Here is a 17,013-nt window from a genome sequence, read left to right as displayed (position 1 = left end):
GCTTCTTTGGCAACTTCTGTACCGTTAATACCCATCGCCACGCCAACATCGGCGCGTTTCAGCGCAGGCGCGTCATTGACACCGTCGCCGGTCATGGAAACGACATCGCCATTGGCCTCTAATGCAGTCACCAGTTGCAACTTTTGTTCGGGTGAAACTCGGGCAAACACATCGGTTGACACGACCGCTTCGCGAAGTTGCTCATCACTAAAGGCATCGAGCTTCGTACCGCTCACCACGGTGCTGCCGTCACCAATACCCATTTGTGCGCCAATGGCACGGGCAGTAATCGCATGGTCCCCGGTAATCATCTTGACCCGGATGCCGGCCGACTGGCAGGCCTTTACCGCTTTAATAGCTTCTTCGCGTGGCGGATCAATGATGCCTACCACGCCGAGGAGAGTCAGTCCGTCTTCCACATCCGTAAAAGTCAGGCTTTGTTGTTCAGTCGCCAGTGGTTTAAAGGCGATGGCTAACAGGCGCTGGCCTCGGCTTGCCATGTCATGCATGCTGTTTTCCCAGTAGGTTTTATCCAGGGGAACATCTTCACCCCGCATGCGCTGTTGATGACACATTTGCAAGACGCGTTCGGGAGCACCTTTGAGATAAATAAATCCATGGCCGGCATGGTCATGATGCAGAGTAGCCATGAAACGATGTTGTGATTCAAAAGGAATTGCGTCCGTGCGGGGAAACTGGCTATTACATAAGTTGTGGTCAAGACCGGTTTTGAGTGCCAGCGTGACAAGGGCACCTTCGGTGGGGTCGCCATGCAATACCCACTGTTCTGCCTTCTGTTTCAATGTGGCATCATTACACAGCAGCGCTGACTGGGATACTTCACGAAGCAATGGGAACTGCTCCGGTGTTACTTCGTTACCTTCAAGACTAAAAGTGCCATGGGGATTGTAGCCCACACCGCTGACTTGAAAAACACCGGCACCGGTGGCGACTGATTGTACTGTCATCTCGTTGCGGGTGAGGGTGCCGGTTTTATCGGAGCATATAACCGTGACGGAACCCAATGTTTCCACCGCCGGCAGGCGGCGAATAATGGCATTTTTCTTCGCCATGCGTTGTACGCCTATGGCCAGGGTAATAGTCATAATAGCAGGCAGGCCCTCCGGTATACCGGCCACCGCCAAACCCACTGCTGCAAGAAACATTTCATCGGCGGGAAAATTGTGTAAAAGCACGCCATAGACAAAAGTTGCTGTCGCGATAATACAGATAGCGATGGTCAACCATTTGGCAAACACAGCCATCTGCCGTAGTAGGGGCGTAGTGAGTGTTTGCACTTCGCGTAGCATGCCACTGATGCGGCCGATCTCGGTGTGGTCCCCGGTTTCAACAACAACTCCCTGGCCCTGGCCATAAGTTACCAGGGTGCCAGAATAGGCGAGACACTTCCGGTCGCCGATGGTTGCGTGTTCCGCTACCGGGGTTGTTATTTTTTCAACAGGTACAGATTCCCCGGTAAGGATTGCCTCATCGATACGCAACTCACGTGCCCTGAACAGGCGTAAATCGGCGGGCACTTTATCACCGGATTGCAGTAACACAACATCGCCGGGCACTAACTGGTCGGCAGGCAAACCAATAAACTGGCCATCGCGTTTTACCATGGCCTGGTGCGACAGCATATTGCGAATAGCCTCAAGCGCTTTTTCTGCCTTACCTTCCTGAATGAATCCAATAACGGCATTAATAACTACCACGCCAAAAATGACGCCGCTATCAACCCAGTGACCAAGGATTGCTGTTACTACCCCGGCAGCTAATAACACATAGATAAGTACGTTGTGAAACTGAACGAGGAATCTTGCTAAAGGACCTTTTCTCTTTACGGGCCGCAGCCTGTTTGCACCAAATTCACTGAAGCGCTGCTCGGCATTATTCTGTGTCAAACCATCTTCCGATGAAGACACTTTCCGCAATGCATGACTAACGTCGTAGGTATGCCAGCCCGACAGGGGCGTGGTAGTGGATTTCGCATGATTTGTCATATCAAGTTCCTCAACCATACATGCTAGCAGGAACTTTAATGAACATTTTTGCTGCCAATCAATACCGATGCAAAAAAAACTGGTTAAGTTAAGATCATTTCAGGATGGTAATTAGCAGGCGCAAAACACTTATTAATTAGCTATTATTGTAAAAGTGGTGTCGTGTAATGACCGAGTTGATTGGTACTTTTCTATGGAGAGCTATAATGAATGAGCCTTTACCCCCATCACTGGAAGGGATAACAGCTGCTCTGCAAAACATGGCGACACAAATACTGCAATACCTTCCACGCATCGCAGTGGCGATCCTTGTTTTATTTATAGGCTGGTTCATCGCGCGTTTATTACGTTCACTGATTATGCGTGCCATCAAACGGCTAGATCTGTTCTGGCAGAAATTTATTGCCAGGCGAGGTCTGGAACAACTGCAACCACGTCATCCGCCCGCCCGAATAGTTGGCGAACTGGTTTTCTGGTTATTGATACTGGTCTTTGTCACATTAGCTACAGAAATTCTGGGTCTTGGTATCGTTGGTACCTGGCTTAAAGAGCTCGTTTCCTTTCTGCCGCTGGCTGCAGCCGGTATCCTGGTTGTACTGGTCGGTTTCGTGCTGGCTTCGCTGGCGCGCGATTTAGTTGGATCCGCCGCATCATCAGTGGGAATATCACGTGGCGATTTGCTGGCCCGAACCGTACAAATCATTATATTGGTAACGGCAATTATCATTGGCGTGGGACAGGTTGGGATCGATGTCGCGTTTCTTACTACGATCATTGCTATTGTACTAGCTGCCATGCTCGGTGGGCTGGCTCTGGCATTTGGTCTGGGAGCACGCACCCATGTCAGCAATATTATCGCAGCTAACCAGTTACGTAATTTCTATCAGGTGGGTGATAAAGTACGTGTGGGTGACATCGAGGGGCGTATTCTTGATATTACCGTATCGCGGTTAATCATAGAGACCGAAACGGGTAATGCTGATGTTCCTGCGAAATTGTTCGATGAACAGGTAACGATTGTTACTGAAAAAGGTGCGTAAAGTGAAAGTCGATAACCCCATGTCGTCGGAGTTTTTATTGCGTTACCCGGTGGAAGCGGCCAGGGTACTGGAACAGGTTTCCACGGAATATGTCGTAGCACTATTACAGGAAATTCCAACTAAAACTGCAACTGCCGTAGTCATTGCCATGTTGCCTAATATAGCTGCAGCATGTCTGGGGAAAATGGAAACAACACGCGCTGCCCATTTGTTGAATGACATACCCGTTACCCGCGCAGCGCGGATCTACCGATTAATAAATCCGGAAAAACAACAGGAGATTTCCAGCAAATTATCTGCGAAATACCGTATGCGTATTCGGCGTCTTCTAAGTTATACCTCGCTGTCCGCGGGTGATTTTATGAATCCCAACGTTGATATGTTGCCTGACAATCTAACTGTTGGTGATGCCATTCGTCACATCGAGCGTTATCGTCAACCTGTCAAATGTGAAATCTATGTGGTGGATAACTCGCATCGTTTCCTTGGTGTGGTTGACCTTGGCAAGCTGTTAACAGCCAAACAACATATCAGGTTACGTCATATTATGACGCGCAAAGTATTACCTGTTTCGGTACATGCCGGTACAGAAAAGATTCTTGATCATAAAGGGTGGGCAAACCGTCTCAGATTACCCGTCGTAGACAGTGAAAATATTTTAGTTGGTATACTTGACTACGCGCGTGTCAGGGGAACTGTGGATAGCGATATCACATTAACGCGGGATCCAATGGAAAACGTGCTATCGCTTGCGACGCTTTACTGGTTGAGTATGATGCAATTACTGGAAAGTATATTAAATATAACGGCAATAAAAAAAAGAGGGAGTAAATTATGACTGCGAATGCTATGCATGCAGTCAATGCTCTGAATCAGGCTTATTTGCGCCTGCATCCCCCTGAAGCATTGCAGCATATCAGTCAGTTCTCAGTTAAAGACATCATTGGTCTTTTTCAGCAACTGTCGACTTCTGAGATGGTGGCATTATGGGATCGTTTGCCGCCTGGCGTGGCGACCTCTGTGTTATCCAGGTTAGAGGAAACGCTTGCGCGACAGGTATTGCAACGGGGTGAACCGGTTCACACCGCAAGAGTTCTGGTGCGGCTTGACGATGAACAGCGGCAGCGCATGATGTCTTATGTGGGCAGTGCCAGGCAGCGTGAGTTAAGCTCCCTGGTGCAATATCCGGAAGACAGTGCTGGTGCATTAATGGACCAGCGGTTTATACCACTCTATGAATCGTTAACAGTAAGAGAGGCGCTGCATCGCATCCGCAAACTCAAACCTCGTTTTACCCGCCAGCTTTACCTTATTGACGGTGAAGGGAATATACAAAGTATGGTGGAAATCCACAGTCTGGCCCTTGCAGAAGCGCGGGTGACATTAGCCGAACTGTCAAAACCGGTTCCGGCAATGGTTATGGCTACGGCAACCAGGGAAGAGGTTGTGCAACAACTGGAAGAGCATCGTATTACGGATTTGCCCGTGGTGGACATTAGTGGACGACTGATAGGTATTATTCGCTACGATGCCTTAATGGCGGCGGTGCGAGAAGAAAGCAGTGTTGATATGCTGACAATGGTCGGTGCCAGCCGTGATGAACGCGCCTTGTCAAAGGTCAGTTTTGTCGTGCGCAAACGATTACCCTGGTTATCCATCAATTTGTTGACCGCTTTCCTGGCTGCAGCCGTCGTGGGAATATTCGAAGGCACTATTGCCAGGTTTACTGCACTGGCCGTGTTATTGCCGGTGGTGGCAGGGCAATCGGGTAATACCGGGGCACAAGCCCTGGCGGTGACTATGCGGGGCCTGGCATTGCGCGAAATAGGCACCAGTCAATGGATGCGAGTCGCCAGGAAAGAAATTGGTGCTGCATTTGTTAATGGAGTTGCCATAGCGGTACTGACCGGTGCCGGCGTGTTTGTCTGGAGTTCATCAATAGGACTGGTTATGGTCATTGGTGTATCCATGGTTATTTCCATGCTGGCCGCGGCCTTGTCCGGCGTCATTATTCCCATCGTGCTTTCGTCACTGGGACAGGATCCTGCGCAATCATCGTCAATCATTCTCACTACCGTAACGGATGTGGTGGGTTTTTTCTCTTTCCTGGGTATCGCGACGATGTTATCCGGTATGTTGTAAAGTCATGCAACAGAATATTGTCATGATTGGTATGTTGGCAGGAGGTTTGGGTCTGTTCCTGCTGGCGGTCAACATGATCACGGATGGCCTTCGCCTGGCGGCCGGTAATGCATTGCGCAATATTCTGGCCAGGGCAACTCATTCACCCGCCCGTGGTATTGTTTCAGGAATGGGTATTACAGCCATTGTTCAATCCTCCAGTGCAGTCACCGTTGCCACCATCGGCTTTGTTAATGCTGGACTTCTGACATTGTATCAAGCGTTGGGTGTTATTTACGGCGCGAATATTGGCACCACAACAACCGGTTGGCTGGTAGCCATGATTGGTTTCAATATCAAGATTGATGCCTTTGCCTTACCCTTGATTGGCCTTGGTATGATACTTCGCCTAACAGGAGGTGACACTCGCCGAGGCCCGATAGGAACTGCCCTGGCGGGTTTTGGATTGTTCTTTATCGGTATCGATGTACTGAAGGATGCATTTGAAGGCCTGGCAACCAGTATCGACTTGCAGCGTTTTACTATAGACGGTGTCGCGGGCGTACTATTGTTTCTGGTGATTGGTTTTTTCATGACGGTTTTAACCCAGTCATCCAGTGCGGCTATCGCGATTACCTTAACTGCGGCGACAGGTGGCATAATTGGGCCGTATGCTGCCGCCGCCATGGTCATTGGTGCGAATGTGGGTACTACCTCAACCGCCGTATTTTCTGTTATAGGCGCTACGCCCAATGCCAAACGAGTAGCAGCGGCCCATGTGGTGTTTAATGTCGCAACTGGCATGGTAGCTTTGTTGCTGTTACCGATTATGTTTGGCCTGGTAAAAGCGATCGGTAATTTGTTTGGCCTGGAAAACATTCCGGTTGTTACCCTGGCACTGTTTCATACCACTTTTAATATACTAGGCGTAGCTTTGATGTTGCCAGTAACAACCCGCCTGGCGCGTTATCTCGAACAGCAATTTACTTCGCTGGAAGAAATTGAAGGGCGGCCTAAGTTTCTTGATAAAACCATTGCCGTTTCTCCCGCGCTTGCCTTGAATGCACTCGGTTTGGAGCTGGGTCATATTGGCAGTATCGCGAGGCGAATGTCAAAAGCGGCGCTAAGCATAGAACATGGCGCCGGCAAACCGATGAGGAGCGATCGTCTTGCTATCAATAAACTGGTGGTCGCGATGGGAGGTTTTATTTCTCACATGGAGCGATCAACCATGCCAAAAGATATTACTGCCGAATTACCGAAAGTGCTACGTACCAGTCAATACTATTTGATGGCAGCAGAGCTGGCGATGGATATCGCAAAACATCAGGAGAAAGTTGGCGAGATTGCCAATGATGAACTGCTAATGAAGCTTTCTGAATTCAAGGCAGATGTGGTGCGAATACTGGATGCTACGGATGTGCAAACGGAAGAATTTTCTATAGCCGAGTGCGATCAACTGCTTAACGATTTGAATGTCACTTATGATGAATTAAAAGCGCTGATTCTGGAAGTGGGTGCCATGTCAGGTATGGAGATTTCCAGCATGTCGGTGTTGCTTGAACAAAACAGCAATACCCGGCGTTTGATTACGCAGATGGTCAAGGCGGCGCGTTATTTATCAAAGTTATTCACCGTTGCAAACATCGTTAAAGAGCCGGAATCAGTAGCGGTGGCACTCGCCAGGTGATTAATACAGCGCCTGTTGAAATTGGCCGTTAACTACCGACCGGAATCGGAAACAATTGTTTTAAATGATTAGCCATAATTTCATCGGCTAAAGCCGGCGCTCGAAAAGGAAGCCCAATTAAGTATAAAAGCAGTGATTGTGGATTTTCGTCGTATAAAATTATTTATCGCTGGTTTCTTTTGGTAGGGTAAATTTCTGTCTAGAGAGCTCAGTGAAAGCTTACATTGCATGAGTATAGCTACTTTACAGGATTTCACTACAAGACGCTGAAGTAAAAATAATGAGTAATCAAATTGGTTTCAGGGCCGCGCCTTCTTCAGACACCGCCATTTGGTTAATTAGTGCGTCCAGGCCAGTTTTTAAAGATGTCAGCTCCTGATCTGACATGCTTTTCAATGCATCCTGAACGGCACCCTGAGCTGGGCGGGGGGCTACAGATAACAAATCAGATCCTTGCTTTGTAAGAAACAGTTTGACAACGCGCTGATCCGGGCCGCTGCGATCCCGCTTAATCAGGTTCTTTTCTTCAAGCTTGTCCAGCATGTTACTGGCTGTGGATTGGTGAATAGAAAGTGCTTTTGATAAGTCAGAAACTTTTTGCCCTGGCGATGCAAACAGTTCCCACATAGCCCATAATTGCACACTGCTAACGCCACATTGTTTTTCAACCCACCTGGAATGTGCCTGTATTGTTCTAACAACAATACGAAGATCCTGGACAATGGTTTTAGCAATCTCGTCGCGGACAACTTTAGTTTTGTCTTTTCTGGTCAGGCTGGAATCCTGGCTGGTAATATTTGTTTTAAGTCCCATGTATCGATCACCCTGTCAATAAGAAAAATATTCTGTTTAAAAAAAACGCTTGGTCACATGTACACATCACAGTAACTATTTAATCAACCATCCTAGTTCCTGTGCTTTTTTATAGGCCTGTGCCGGGACATCGGTTGCCACAAAGTGTTTATGCAGAATCTGAACGCTTAACATATGGTTGATAACCGCATCCAGCTGCACCTGTGTCGCAGCCGAAGTTTTTGGATCTTCGTGTACAGCAAATAAGTTTTTAACACCTTCAACGTTTAATAATCCTGCTTCCTCAATTGCGCTATCACCAAGATACTCATCCGCCAAAGCTTTCATGGCTTGCCATTTCCTGGTATCAGTGTGTGCTGGGGGCGCCATAAAGGCGAATTTCTCTCTTTCGTAAAGTACCGTTGGTAGCAAGCCTTTCATGGCTTCCCGTAATACATATTTTTCTGTTCTGCCTCGAATACGCATGGTCGGTGGAATTTGTGTGGCGAATTCTGCAAGATGGTGATCAAGAAAAGCAGGGCGGGCTTCCATAGAGTTGGCCATGTCAACACGATCACCGCCCCAGGTTAATATCTGTCCTTCCAGCATGGTTTTAATCCAGACGTATTGTGCTTTATCCAGTGGATGACGTTCCTCGATCATATCCTGATCCAGGGCATCGGCAATACTTTTGCCTGGTTGGTAGTCACTTAATGCATGCTGAATATCACTGGCGAGCAAACCTGAAACATGCTGAGAAGAAGATAGCCAGGGCTGCAGGCAGCTCGGTGTAAATCCCACTTTCTCATTCAATGCGGTATCCTGCCACTCTTCTTCCGCCAGCATCGCACCTTTGAAAAGTTTATTACTTTCTGCCAACAATTGCTCCCAGCTTGATCTTTCTGCCGCGCTCAGGGTATCGAGACCATGAAGAAACATATCCCGCCGAAAGGAAGGATAACCGGAAAACAATTCATCAGAGCCTTCACCCGTAACAACGACGCGATAGCCTGCACGATTGACATGCCGACTCATTAGTAATTTAGCAACACCGAGGGTATTGTAGATGGAGCGTTCAGTATGCCAGATAGTTTGCACAAAGTTGTCATACAGGTGATCTGCTTCCAGCATCATTATGTCTTGATCTGCATTCGTTGCCTGGGCCATTTCTTTTGCTATTGCAGTTTCGTCATATTCGGCGTTGTCAAAACCGATGGTGAAGGCTTTGACTGGCGATTGCTGACTGGCAGCAGACAGTCCCAGTATCGAACAGGAATCAATACCCCCGGACAAATAACAGGCGACTGGTACGTCCGCTTCCAGGCGCAGTTGCACGGCGTGTAACAGGCGGTCCCGGACACCTTCTATGTAATACTCATCACTTTGCGAATCACTACGTTCTGAAAGCAGGGGAAAATCCATATCCCAGTATTTCTCTTCGCGTACATGAAATTTATTATGATGACGTTCAACAATTAACATATGTCCTGGTTCGATTTGATGTATACCTTCGAACGCAGTCGTGCCAGGAACAATAGTTTGCATTAACTGATGATAGAGACCTTCGTGGCTAAACCTGCGGGTCACTGCCGGATGGGCAAACAATACTTTAAGCTCTGAACCAAACACAAGACTTTCATTGTTTTGCGTCCAGTACAGGGGTTTGATACCAAATCTATCACGTACCAGGATTAAGCGGTCGTTCTCCCTGTCGTACAGGGAGAAAGCAAACTCCCCGCGCAAATCCTTTAACATTTCCTCGAGACCCACTCGCGGATAAAGATGCAATACCAGCTCAGAATCACTTTTCGTTTTGAAGCGAGCGCCGCGCGACGTCAATTCTGCCCTGAGACGCTTGTAGTCATAAAATTCGCCGTTATGCGCTAATAATAAATTGCCATCCGCTGACATAAAGGGTTGCCGTGCTCTCTCTTCATCTAAATCAATGATTGATAATCTCGCGTGACTGAATCCAATCCCGCGGTCATTCACAGACTTAACGCCGAAACCATCCGGTCCACGATGCCACTGAATGGCAGCCATGTTCGCCAGGATTTGCGGATCAATTGGTTTTCCAGGGTCGGCGTGCATAACGCCAGCAATACCACACATGCAATACTCCAGATTGTAAGTAAACTTAAATAAACTAAATTAAGGAATTAGTGCGTTACCAGTTGTGCTGCACCAGGCACGTCAGCAATGCCATACGAATAAACACGGCGCTCCTGGCCTGGGCGAAATACCAGTTATGGTTAGTATCATCAAGGTCTGTTGCCAGTTCTTCACCGCGAGCTAAAGGATGCAGAATAATAGCGTCAGACTTCAGCGGTGATGACCTGGACAGCTGATAATCTTTACCAATTTTTTCATAGCTGTCACCAATCCATGCGATGGAATTAATATATACAATATCCAGTTCCGGCAATTCAGCATCCATGTCTTCAGTGACACGAATATTTAAGCCTGATGTCGCCAGGTATTCACCCTGGGTAGCATCAAAAACTTCTTTGTCGTGACATATGATGACGACTTCCGAAAAACTGTTAGGAAAAAGGCTCAACAAATACAACAACGATCTTACTGTACGCATAGTTTTTGGTACGCCAATAATACCAATGCGAGGCCTGGCATCTTTTGTCACCCTGTTCATTAACAATGCGGGTCTCCACTTAAAGATCGTATATATGTCCGCAAGAGCCTGGGTCGGGTGTTCATCAGTACCGTTACCCGCGTTGACAATAGGAATTCGCAGGTTCTTCAACATTTCAAAAATGGAATTGTTGTTAGATTCCCGCAAAACCACCAGGTCGCCATAGTTATTTAACATTTCTGCGACATCGGAAAGTGATTCCCCTTTGGCGATACCGGTGGTGGCTGGATCGGTAATCGACATAATATCGCCACCAAGGCGATGCCAGGCACTTTCAAACGATAATCGGGTACGGGTACTGGGCTCATAAAAAGCACTAATTAATATTTTACCCACTAGCGGACGCCGCGACTGTTGTGGTACCGCTTCATGTTTTGCTGCCAGTCGACACAGTTGTACTATTTGGTCTCTTTTAAACTGTCGTGCCGACACGATGGAAAAATTGGCCAGATCCAGTAATGGCGTTGGATCTTCGGGAACGATTTTTAATAATGCCAACGGATGTTCTATTCCCTCGGTAGCATCTTTTTCCGGCATGGACTCCTGTAATATTGGGCTTAACGGTTTTACCATTGTTCACCCCTCTTCCAGTCTCGAATTAAAAAAATGATTAAAACAATGGGCGACACCATCGTTATTAACAGGGCAGTGCTGACTAACATAGATAAAAAACTGACTGACGCAGTCATAAGCTAACCTCCTTGACGGACCGATTATTACTTAACTCGTTCCAGTCATAATTCTGTGGCCAGAAAGCGGTACTTACAATTACGATTAACATGGAAACCAACGCACCGAGCAACGCAGCAACATAAAATCCTATGGCAAAGTAAGAATAAAGACCGATTGCAGTACCCAATATCATGGCCAGAGCGGCTCCCGTAGCATTAGTGCGTTTCCAGTAAAGCCCGGCGACGATGGGCCAGATGGTGCTGGCTACAAATGCGCCCGTAAAATAGAGTAGTTCTGCTAAGGTGGTCAAACGAGGCAGACACAGCAACCAGGTTAATATTCCTAATAATAGAATAATCACTTTGGCGGCAACGCGTAGCTCTTCATTCGTTGCATTAGGACGTATATGTCCCCGATAAATATCCTGCGTAATTAAATCACTGGTAGCTGCCAGCAATGAATCGAGGCTGGAAGCGAGCGCTGAAAATACCACGATGAAAACCAGGATAGCGCCACTAACGCCTAACAGTTTTGCGGCAACCATTGGGCCCACCATATCAGCCGCGGGTACGTTTAAATTCAGTGCCGGTGTGGCCAGGGCGATAAAGCCAGCGACAATGGGGATCGGTAACCACATAATGCCGGCGATGGTATAAGCGGGCATACCAACGCCTTCGCGAAAAGCAAAGGCACGGCTCCACCAGACATTGGAATGAAATATTTCACCGACACCGAACAGCAAATTGTTAAACAAAAACATTATTGCTGCTGGAAATAGTAAATTAAGAAGCTCGGGCCGTTGTTCCAGCACATTGGTATGTATTTCTTCAAACCCAACCTTGGTAATCGCCAGCCAGGCCAGAATAATAATGCCCACCAGGATCAGGATGGTCTGGATATAATCGGTGCCTATAACCGCACGCAACCCCCCCAGTAAGGTATAAATAACGCAGATACTGACGATGACTGTCATTCCCATTTCATAGGGTATTCCGGTTAAGGCATTTATCAATACGCCACCCGCCATACCCATGCTGATAAGCCAACCGAAGCCGTAAAACAATGAAATGGCCAGAAACACACGCCAGGTAAATTTTCCATACCGCATACGGACAAAGTCACCACTGGTGTAGGATGTTGGCATTAATTGACGAATGCGTTTTGCCAATGGCGCAAACAGGATCAAACCAATAGATCCTAGCGAGTAACCCACCATACCCCAGATACCAAGCTGTAACGTGAGTTGTGGCGCAGCCATAGTGGTATTACTGGTTACCCAGGTAGCCATTGCTGTTGCAGTTGCCAATGATAATCCCACGTTACGGCCGGCCAGCATAAATTCATCCAGTTGTTTGGCCTTGCGCCCCCAAAACCATCCCAACGCAATCCAGATGGCACTGAAAATTGCCAGGATGATCCAGCCAGTGCTGCTATCTAGAATTGCCGAGTTGACATCATTCATTCTTATTAGCCTTTCTGATCTCCTTTAGTACTTCTTCGGATGTCATGACCCGTGCATAGCGGTCTTTAATGGTGCTGATCGTGGCATTGTGCAACTCCGGCGTGACTGTAGCGCAAGCGTCATTTATCATGGTGGTATGGAATCCGCGATCACAGGCGTCACGCACGGTGGTAGAAACGCATTCATTGGTGTAAACACCGCACACGTACAGGCTATCGATACCCATGTTGCGCAACACAAATTCAGTGTTAGTTGCATTAAAGACACCACTGGCGGTTTTGTTGATAATGATTTCGTCACCCTTTGGAGCAACTTCCGGTAAAAACTCCGCTTCTTTTGAGCCAGGCGGTGCGTGTAATCCTAGTTTTTTGTGACCCACGCTTCGGTCCCGGCCATCTTTGGTCATGGATTGTATACGAGTATGCATAACCTCCAGTTTCATGAGACGAAATGCATCCTGTAAGCGACGTACATTTGGCAATACCACGTGATGCAGCCGTTTAAAATAATACTCCTGGGCTTCTTTAGGCACGCCTGATTTTTCTGCGTCGGCAAATACACCATAGCCTTCAGCCGCATCGAGATACTGGATATCGATTACCATCAAAGCTACCTTGTGAAGCTCTAATGCTTTTTCAACTTGCGGTATATCGATAATACTTTCACGGTAGGTATCCTTTAATGGATCAACGTGAAGGTAGTCTTCATTCAGTCCCTCTAAATCTGTTTTACGAATATCATGTTTCATGTCCGTTTCCTGCTATGCGTATCAATGTATTCAGCAGTACGTTGCTGCCTTTTTCTATATGTTCCATATCAGTCCATTCCGCTACAGAATGACTGCGCCCTTCCTTGCTGGGTACAAATACCATTGCGGCTCGCGTGATTGACGCCATAAATTGTGTGTCATGCGCTGCGCCACTGGCCATCTGCAAACTGGGAATTTTTAACGAATCGGCAATACCTTTTAACTCTTTGATCAAACCAACATCGCATTTTACGGGCTGGATTTCACTGAGCACGGTAAACTCAAACATCACATCGTGACGGCGGGCAATGGCGGATAAGGCGCGGCGAAACGCATTGCGCAATTCATCCAGTACGCCTTTGTCGGTATCGCGCACATCCAGCGAAAATTCCACACGGCCTGGTACGACATTGGCCGCACCGGGACTTATATGAACTTTACCAATCGTTGCTACACTACGTTCGCTGCCGTTTTCATCCAGGATGCGTTGAATTTGGGATGAGAACTCTGCCAGGGCCTGAAAAGCATCGTTACGCATATGCATGGGCGTGGTACCGGCATGATTAGGTGTTCCGATCAGGCTCACTTCCCATCGGAATAAACCGGTAATTGCGTCAACCACACCGACACTAAAACCCATTTGATCCAGAATAGGACCTTGCTCGATATGCAATTCCAGGAAAGTGTGAATGCTGTCGGGATTGCGACGAGCATGCAAAGCCTGCATGGCGTCATAACCTTGTTGCTTCATGGCATCAACAAGTTTTACCCCATCAAGATCAATAGCGTTGAGAATGGATTCCGGCGTTAGTTTTCCGGCAATAGATTGAGATCCCAACATGCCGCCAAAACGGCCTTCTTCATCGGTAAAAGCGACCACTTCGACAGGAAAGCGAAGTTTTACATTTTCTTCTTTTATCCGGCGCAAGCATTCCAGACCCACAACAACGCCTAAGGCACCATCCAGATGACCTGCACCAGGCACTGTATCCAGGTGGGATCCTGTCATCACACTGGGAGTTTTTCCATCCCAGTTCAATCTTCCATGAATGTTTGCTGCACCATCTTCATAAATTTCAAGTCCGGCCTGTTCCAGCTTTTGCTTAAACCATTGGCGGCCAGCCATATCACCATCGCTAAATGCCATGCGATAAATGCCCTGATCATCTGTCCGGCCTACTTTCGCCAAATCTTCGATATCTTGTTTAAGGCGTTCAGAATTTATAGTAAGTGACATAGTTGTTTATACTTGTTTATTACTGGTTATCAGTTTTGCTGCCTAGCAGCACAATAACGAGGGTAGCAATGAAAACAAAGGCGCCGAGTCCAAAAAACATAAATGCCCGGGAAAGCGGATGATGACTAACTTCAACCCGGGTTACGTTACTCCATTCGGTTTCAATATCATCTTGCATATTTCGGATACGATAATAGTAGGTGCCGTCCGAACGACCGCTTATTAGCGTTGCGGTATCAGGTCCTTGATAGAGGATGGTTACCTGTGAAAATGTGGGATCGGTTGCTTCTTCCAGTACAAAATCAGCTGCAATGTTGCTTTGCCAGCTCAGCCGATAATAACCCGCAGTTGCCAATTCACTATCCGTCTGCAACTCGGGTGCGGCAAACAATGGTGGCGCTGTAACGAGTAACAACGTAAACGCCATGCAATAGAGCGTAATAATAGTTGGTTGAGAGAAATTCATGTTTGGCAGGTATGGTGATCAGCTAGCCATTATTAACTTCATGCTCGTAACTAACTGAAATATAAAATATTGTATTACCGTTTGTTCTATTTTGGTGCAAATAATTTAGTACAAAATAATTTTGTACAATAATATTTTATAGCATAGCAAAATCAATAGCATATGCAACCAGCTCAATATTTTGCTGAAGTTCGCTTCACGAGAAAGTTCGACATGCGGAAAGGCGGTACATTTCAAAAAAATTGTTTTTACAGAAGTAAAATTTATCCTGATGTGTATTAAAGGCCTATAACCTTATTGAGTGCGCAATCGCCTGGATATGGCTAAGCATCACTTTTGGATAGCCTTGAGTCATTGCACTCATCTGACAAATAGCAGGACACCTGGAATTATAATCCATTGTGTCGGTTTAAGTCCGAGCTACCGCAAATTGGTTATAAACTACTTGTCTGAGGACTCGTCAAGCCGCTTCTCTGCTTCGCGAACTCGTACTGTTTTGGTGACTTCCTGTAAGTGTTCCCTGTCACCGGTTACGCCGCGTTGCCGTTGACTGAGTTCCGCAACGGTAGAGTCACGGCCATAGATAACTACATTATCACCAACCTCGAGCATGGTTTCACCATTGGGTGCACCAATGAACTCGCCACTGATTCTTTCGATACCCAGCACTAACAAACCTTCATCACGCAGTTTTAATTCGCGCAGGTTCTGGTTTGCAAGCCAGTCTTCGGCGTCTACGTGTATTTCACTGACCTTGTACTCACCGGCCAGGTGCAGGAGGCTGGCATAATCTCTGACTTCAAGATTGGTATAGCGTGAGAGTGCTCGCTCGATAAGTTTGGAAAGCTGACGATCTACCCAGTGACTGGAGGCGATAAACCACAGAGTTACGATACCGCTGATCAACAACACAACTTTTATTGTTAATAATTTGCCGGTCTCTTCTCCGACAAAGGCCAGTATCAGAGAGGTAAGAACAGCCGCAACGCCTGCATTACCAAACAGCATCAATAACAGGACAATACGACGTCGTACCGGATGGGTAACAATTTTTTCTGATTCGGCTGTGGTAAAACCGGTGCCAGTGAAGGCGGATCTCGCCTGAAAGCGTGCCGATTCGCGGGACATGCCAGTATAAGTCAGCGCAACGGTTGCGATACGTGTTATCAACAATGAAAGTGACAGCGCCAGGAAAAGTGAAAGTATCGCTAACATATGGTTGATCTTATGGTCTGGATTAATATTGTCAATACCGGGAACAGAATGTCAATGACAGGTGGCGCCCTGGGGAATGCTATAAAACATTTACGTTGATATTCGTCATTAATTGCTTTCTGGATATGAACTATGTTTTTGTAGAAACTCGAGTCGCCTGGGTTTCTATTTTGCTTTACGGGGCAGGTGAAGTTTTGCGATCGGATGAAGTGTCTGCCCGAGTAAATTTCAATTGCATTTTGAATGTGATGTGGGCTCTGGAAATACGGGTTACCAGTATTTCAGGAAGAGCATTTAGCGGTAACTTAAGTAACGCATGATATACTTATCGTATAAACATCTCCGTGGAGAAAATGGTGACACCATTGCTCGATAAAAGATTGTTATTTTATCGTTATTCAAGTAGGAGGCAGCTTATGAACAGGATGTGGGTAGTGAATTATGGTTCCTTGCTGTTGGTTTGTGCGGCTTTAGTTAGTTGTGCTACGCAACCAGTAATGACGCAAGACCAGATTTTTTCTCAATACCCTCATATAAAAGAACTGCATACGGGTGTAAGGAATGCGAAGATGAATAACTCAGATTTGCTTGCACCAGATGGTTTTAAAAAAGTAAACCAGTTATTGGAAGAAGCCATTCAGGCAGCACGCGATAATAATCCCGACCGTGCTAATCAAGCTGCCACCCAGGGCATGAAACTGCTGGCTAAAGTAAATTCTGACACCCAAACGAGCAAAGATGTTTTAAGCGAAGTGCTTGCTGTTCGGGAACGTGCCATACAATCCGGTGCACCGACAATTGACGCCAAAGGCTATAAAAAGCTTGAAGAGAATCTTCAGGATATTAGCCGTCTAATCGAGAAGGGAAAACTTGAAAAAGCCAAGAAAAAACGTCCAGAGTTAATCGATAAATAT

14 protein-coding genes are annotated in these 17,013 nt (G+C 46.9%); 5 read left to right on the top strand and 9 right to left on the bottom strand.

What is annotated here, in order from left to right:
* Positions 1-2,006 (bottom strand): HAD-IC family P-type ATPase (locus ACWVCM_RS08310; RefSeq protein WP_455201269.1); only part of this gene is annotated, 2,006 nt, incomplete at its 3' end.
* 206 nt (positions 2,007-2,212) lie between these two features.
* Here ACWVCM_RS08310 and ACWVCM_RS08305 point away from each other — a divergent pair.
* From ACWVCM_RS08305 to ACWVCM_RS08290, 4 genes are read left to right on the top strand one after another with little or no spacing between them, the layout of a single operon-like run.
* Complete coding sequence (locus ACWVCM_RS08305) at positions 2,213-3,046, top strand: mechanosensitive ion channel family protein (protein WP_455201268.1); 834 nt, start codon at positions 2,213-2,215, stop codon at positions 3,044-3,046.
* A 1-nt stretch (position 3,047) separates the two neighbouring features.
* Entirely contained in the window at positions 3,048-3,884 is an 837-nt protein-coding gene (locus ACWVCM_RS08300; RefSeq protein ID WP_455201267.1) for a magnesium transporter MgtE N-terminal domain-containing protein, read from the top strand.
* Positions 3,881-5,188, top strand: a complete 1,308-nt coding sequence (gene mgtE, locus ACWVCM_RS08295) for a magnesium transporter (RefSeq protein WP_455201266.1) — start codon at positions 3,881-3,883, stop codon at positions 5,186-5,188. The genes ACWVCM_RS08300 and mgtE overlap by 4 nt, the downstream gene beginning before the upstream one ends.
* 4 nt (positions 5,189-5,192) lie before the next feature.
* The gene (locus ACWVCM_RS08290; RefSeq protein WP_455201265.1) at positions 5,193-6,857 is read left to right on the top strand and encodes a Na/Pi cotransporter family protein; all 1,665 of its coding nucleotides are present in this window, start codon (positions 5,193-5,195) and stop codon (positions 6,855-6,857) included.
* 288 nt (positions 6,858-7,145) lie between these two features.
* Here the strand turns inward: ACWVCM_RS08290 and ACWVCM_RS08285 are convergent, their stop codons facing one another.
* The 8 genes from ACWVCM_RS08285 to ACWVCM_RS08250 all read right to left on the bottom strand — a co-directional run bounded on the left by ACWVCM_RS08285 (position 7,146) and on the right by ACWVCM_RS08250 (position 16,099).
* Positions 7,146-7,670, bottom strand: coding sequence for a MarR family winged helix-turn-helix transcriptional regulator (locus tag ACWVCM_RS08285; protein ID WP_455201264.1), 525 nt, complete (start codon positions 7,668-7,670; stop codon positions 7,146-7,148).
* Between the two features lie 75 nt (positions 7,671-7,745).
* A complete protein-coding gene (gene asnB, locus ACWVCM_RS08280; RefSeq protein WP_455201263.1) occupies positions 7,746-9,761 on the bottom strand; it encodes an asparagine synthase (glutamine-hydrolyzing) in 2,016 nt (671 codons plus the stop codon).
* A 55-nt stretch (positions 9,762-9,816) separates the two neighbouring features.
* Complete coding sequence (locus ACWVCM_RS08275) at positions 9,817-10,872, bottom strand: aspartate/ornithine carbamoyltransferase family protein (RefSeq protein WP_455201262.1); 1,056 nt, start codon at positions 10,870-10,872, stop codon at positions 9,817-9,819.
* A gap of 112 nt (positions 10,873-10,984) precedes the next feature.
* The gene (locus ACWVCM_RS08270; RefSeq protein WP_455201261.1) at positions 10,985-12,433 is read right to left on the bottom strand and encodes a sodium:solute symporter family protein; all 1,449 of its coding nucleotides are present in this window, start codon (positions 12,431-12,433) and stop codon (positions 10,985-10,987) included.
* A complete protein-coding gene (locus ACWVCM_RS08265) occupies positions 12,426-13,181 on the bottom strand; it encodes a cysteine hydrolase family protein (protein ID WP_455201260.1) in 756 nt (251 codons plus the stop codon). The genes ACWVCM_RS08270 and ACWVCM_RS08265 overlap by 8 nt, the downstream gene beginning before the upstream one ends.
* Positions 13,171-14,418, bottom strand: coding sequence for an allantoate amidohydrolase (locus tag ACWVCM_RS08260; protein ID WP_455201259.1), 1,248 nt, complete (start codon positions 14,416-14,418; stop codon positions 13,171-13,173). The genes ACWVCM_RS08265 and ACWVCM_RS08260 overlap by 11 nt, the downstream gene beginning before the upstream one ends.
* A gap of 19 nt (positions 14,419-14,437) precedes the next feature.
* The gene (locus ACWVCM_RS08255; protein WP_455201258.1) at positions 14,438-14,884 is read right to left on the bottom strand and encodes a hypothetical protein; all 447 of its coding nucleotides are present in this window, start codon (positions 14,882-14,884) and stop codon (positions 14,438-14,440) included.
* 441 nt (positions 14,885-15,325) lie between these two features.
* On the bottom strand, positions 15,326-16,099 hold the full coding sequence (locus tag ACWVCM_RS08250; RefSeq protein ID WP_455201257.1) for a TrkA C-terminal domain-containing protein: 774 nt from the start codon (positions 16,097-16,099) through the stop codon (positions 15,326-15,328).
* 416 nt (positions 16,100-16,515) lie between these two features.
* Between ACWVCM_RS08250 and ACWVCM_RS08245 the strand changes: the two genes are divergently transcribed.
* Positions 16,516-17,013: hypothetical protein (locus tag ACWVCM_RS08245; protein ID WP_455201256.1), on the top strand; the 498-nt coding region annotated here is incomplete at its 3' end.

It is taken from the genome of Kaarinaea lacus (assembly GCF_975902315.1).
This window is presented reverse-complemented; position numbering and strand designations above follow the sequence as displayed.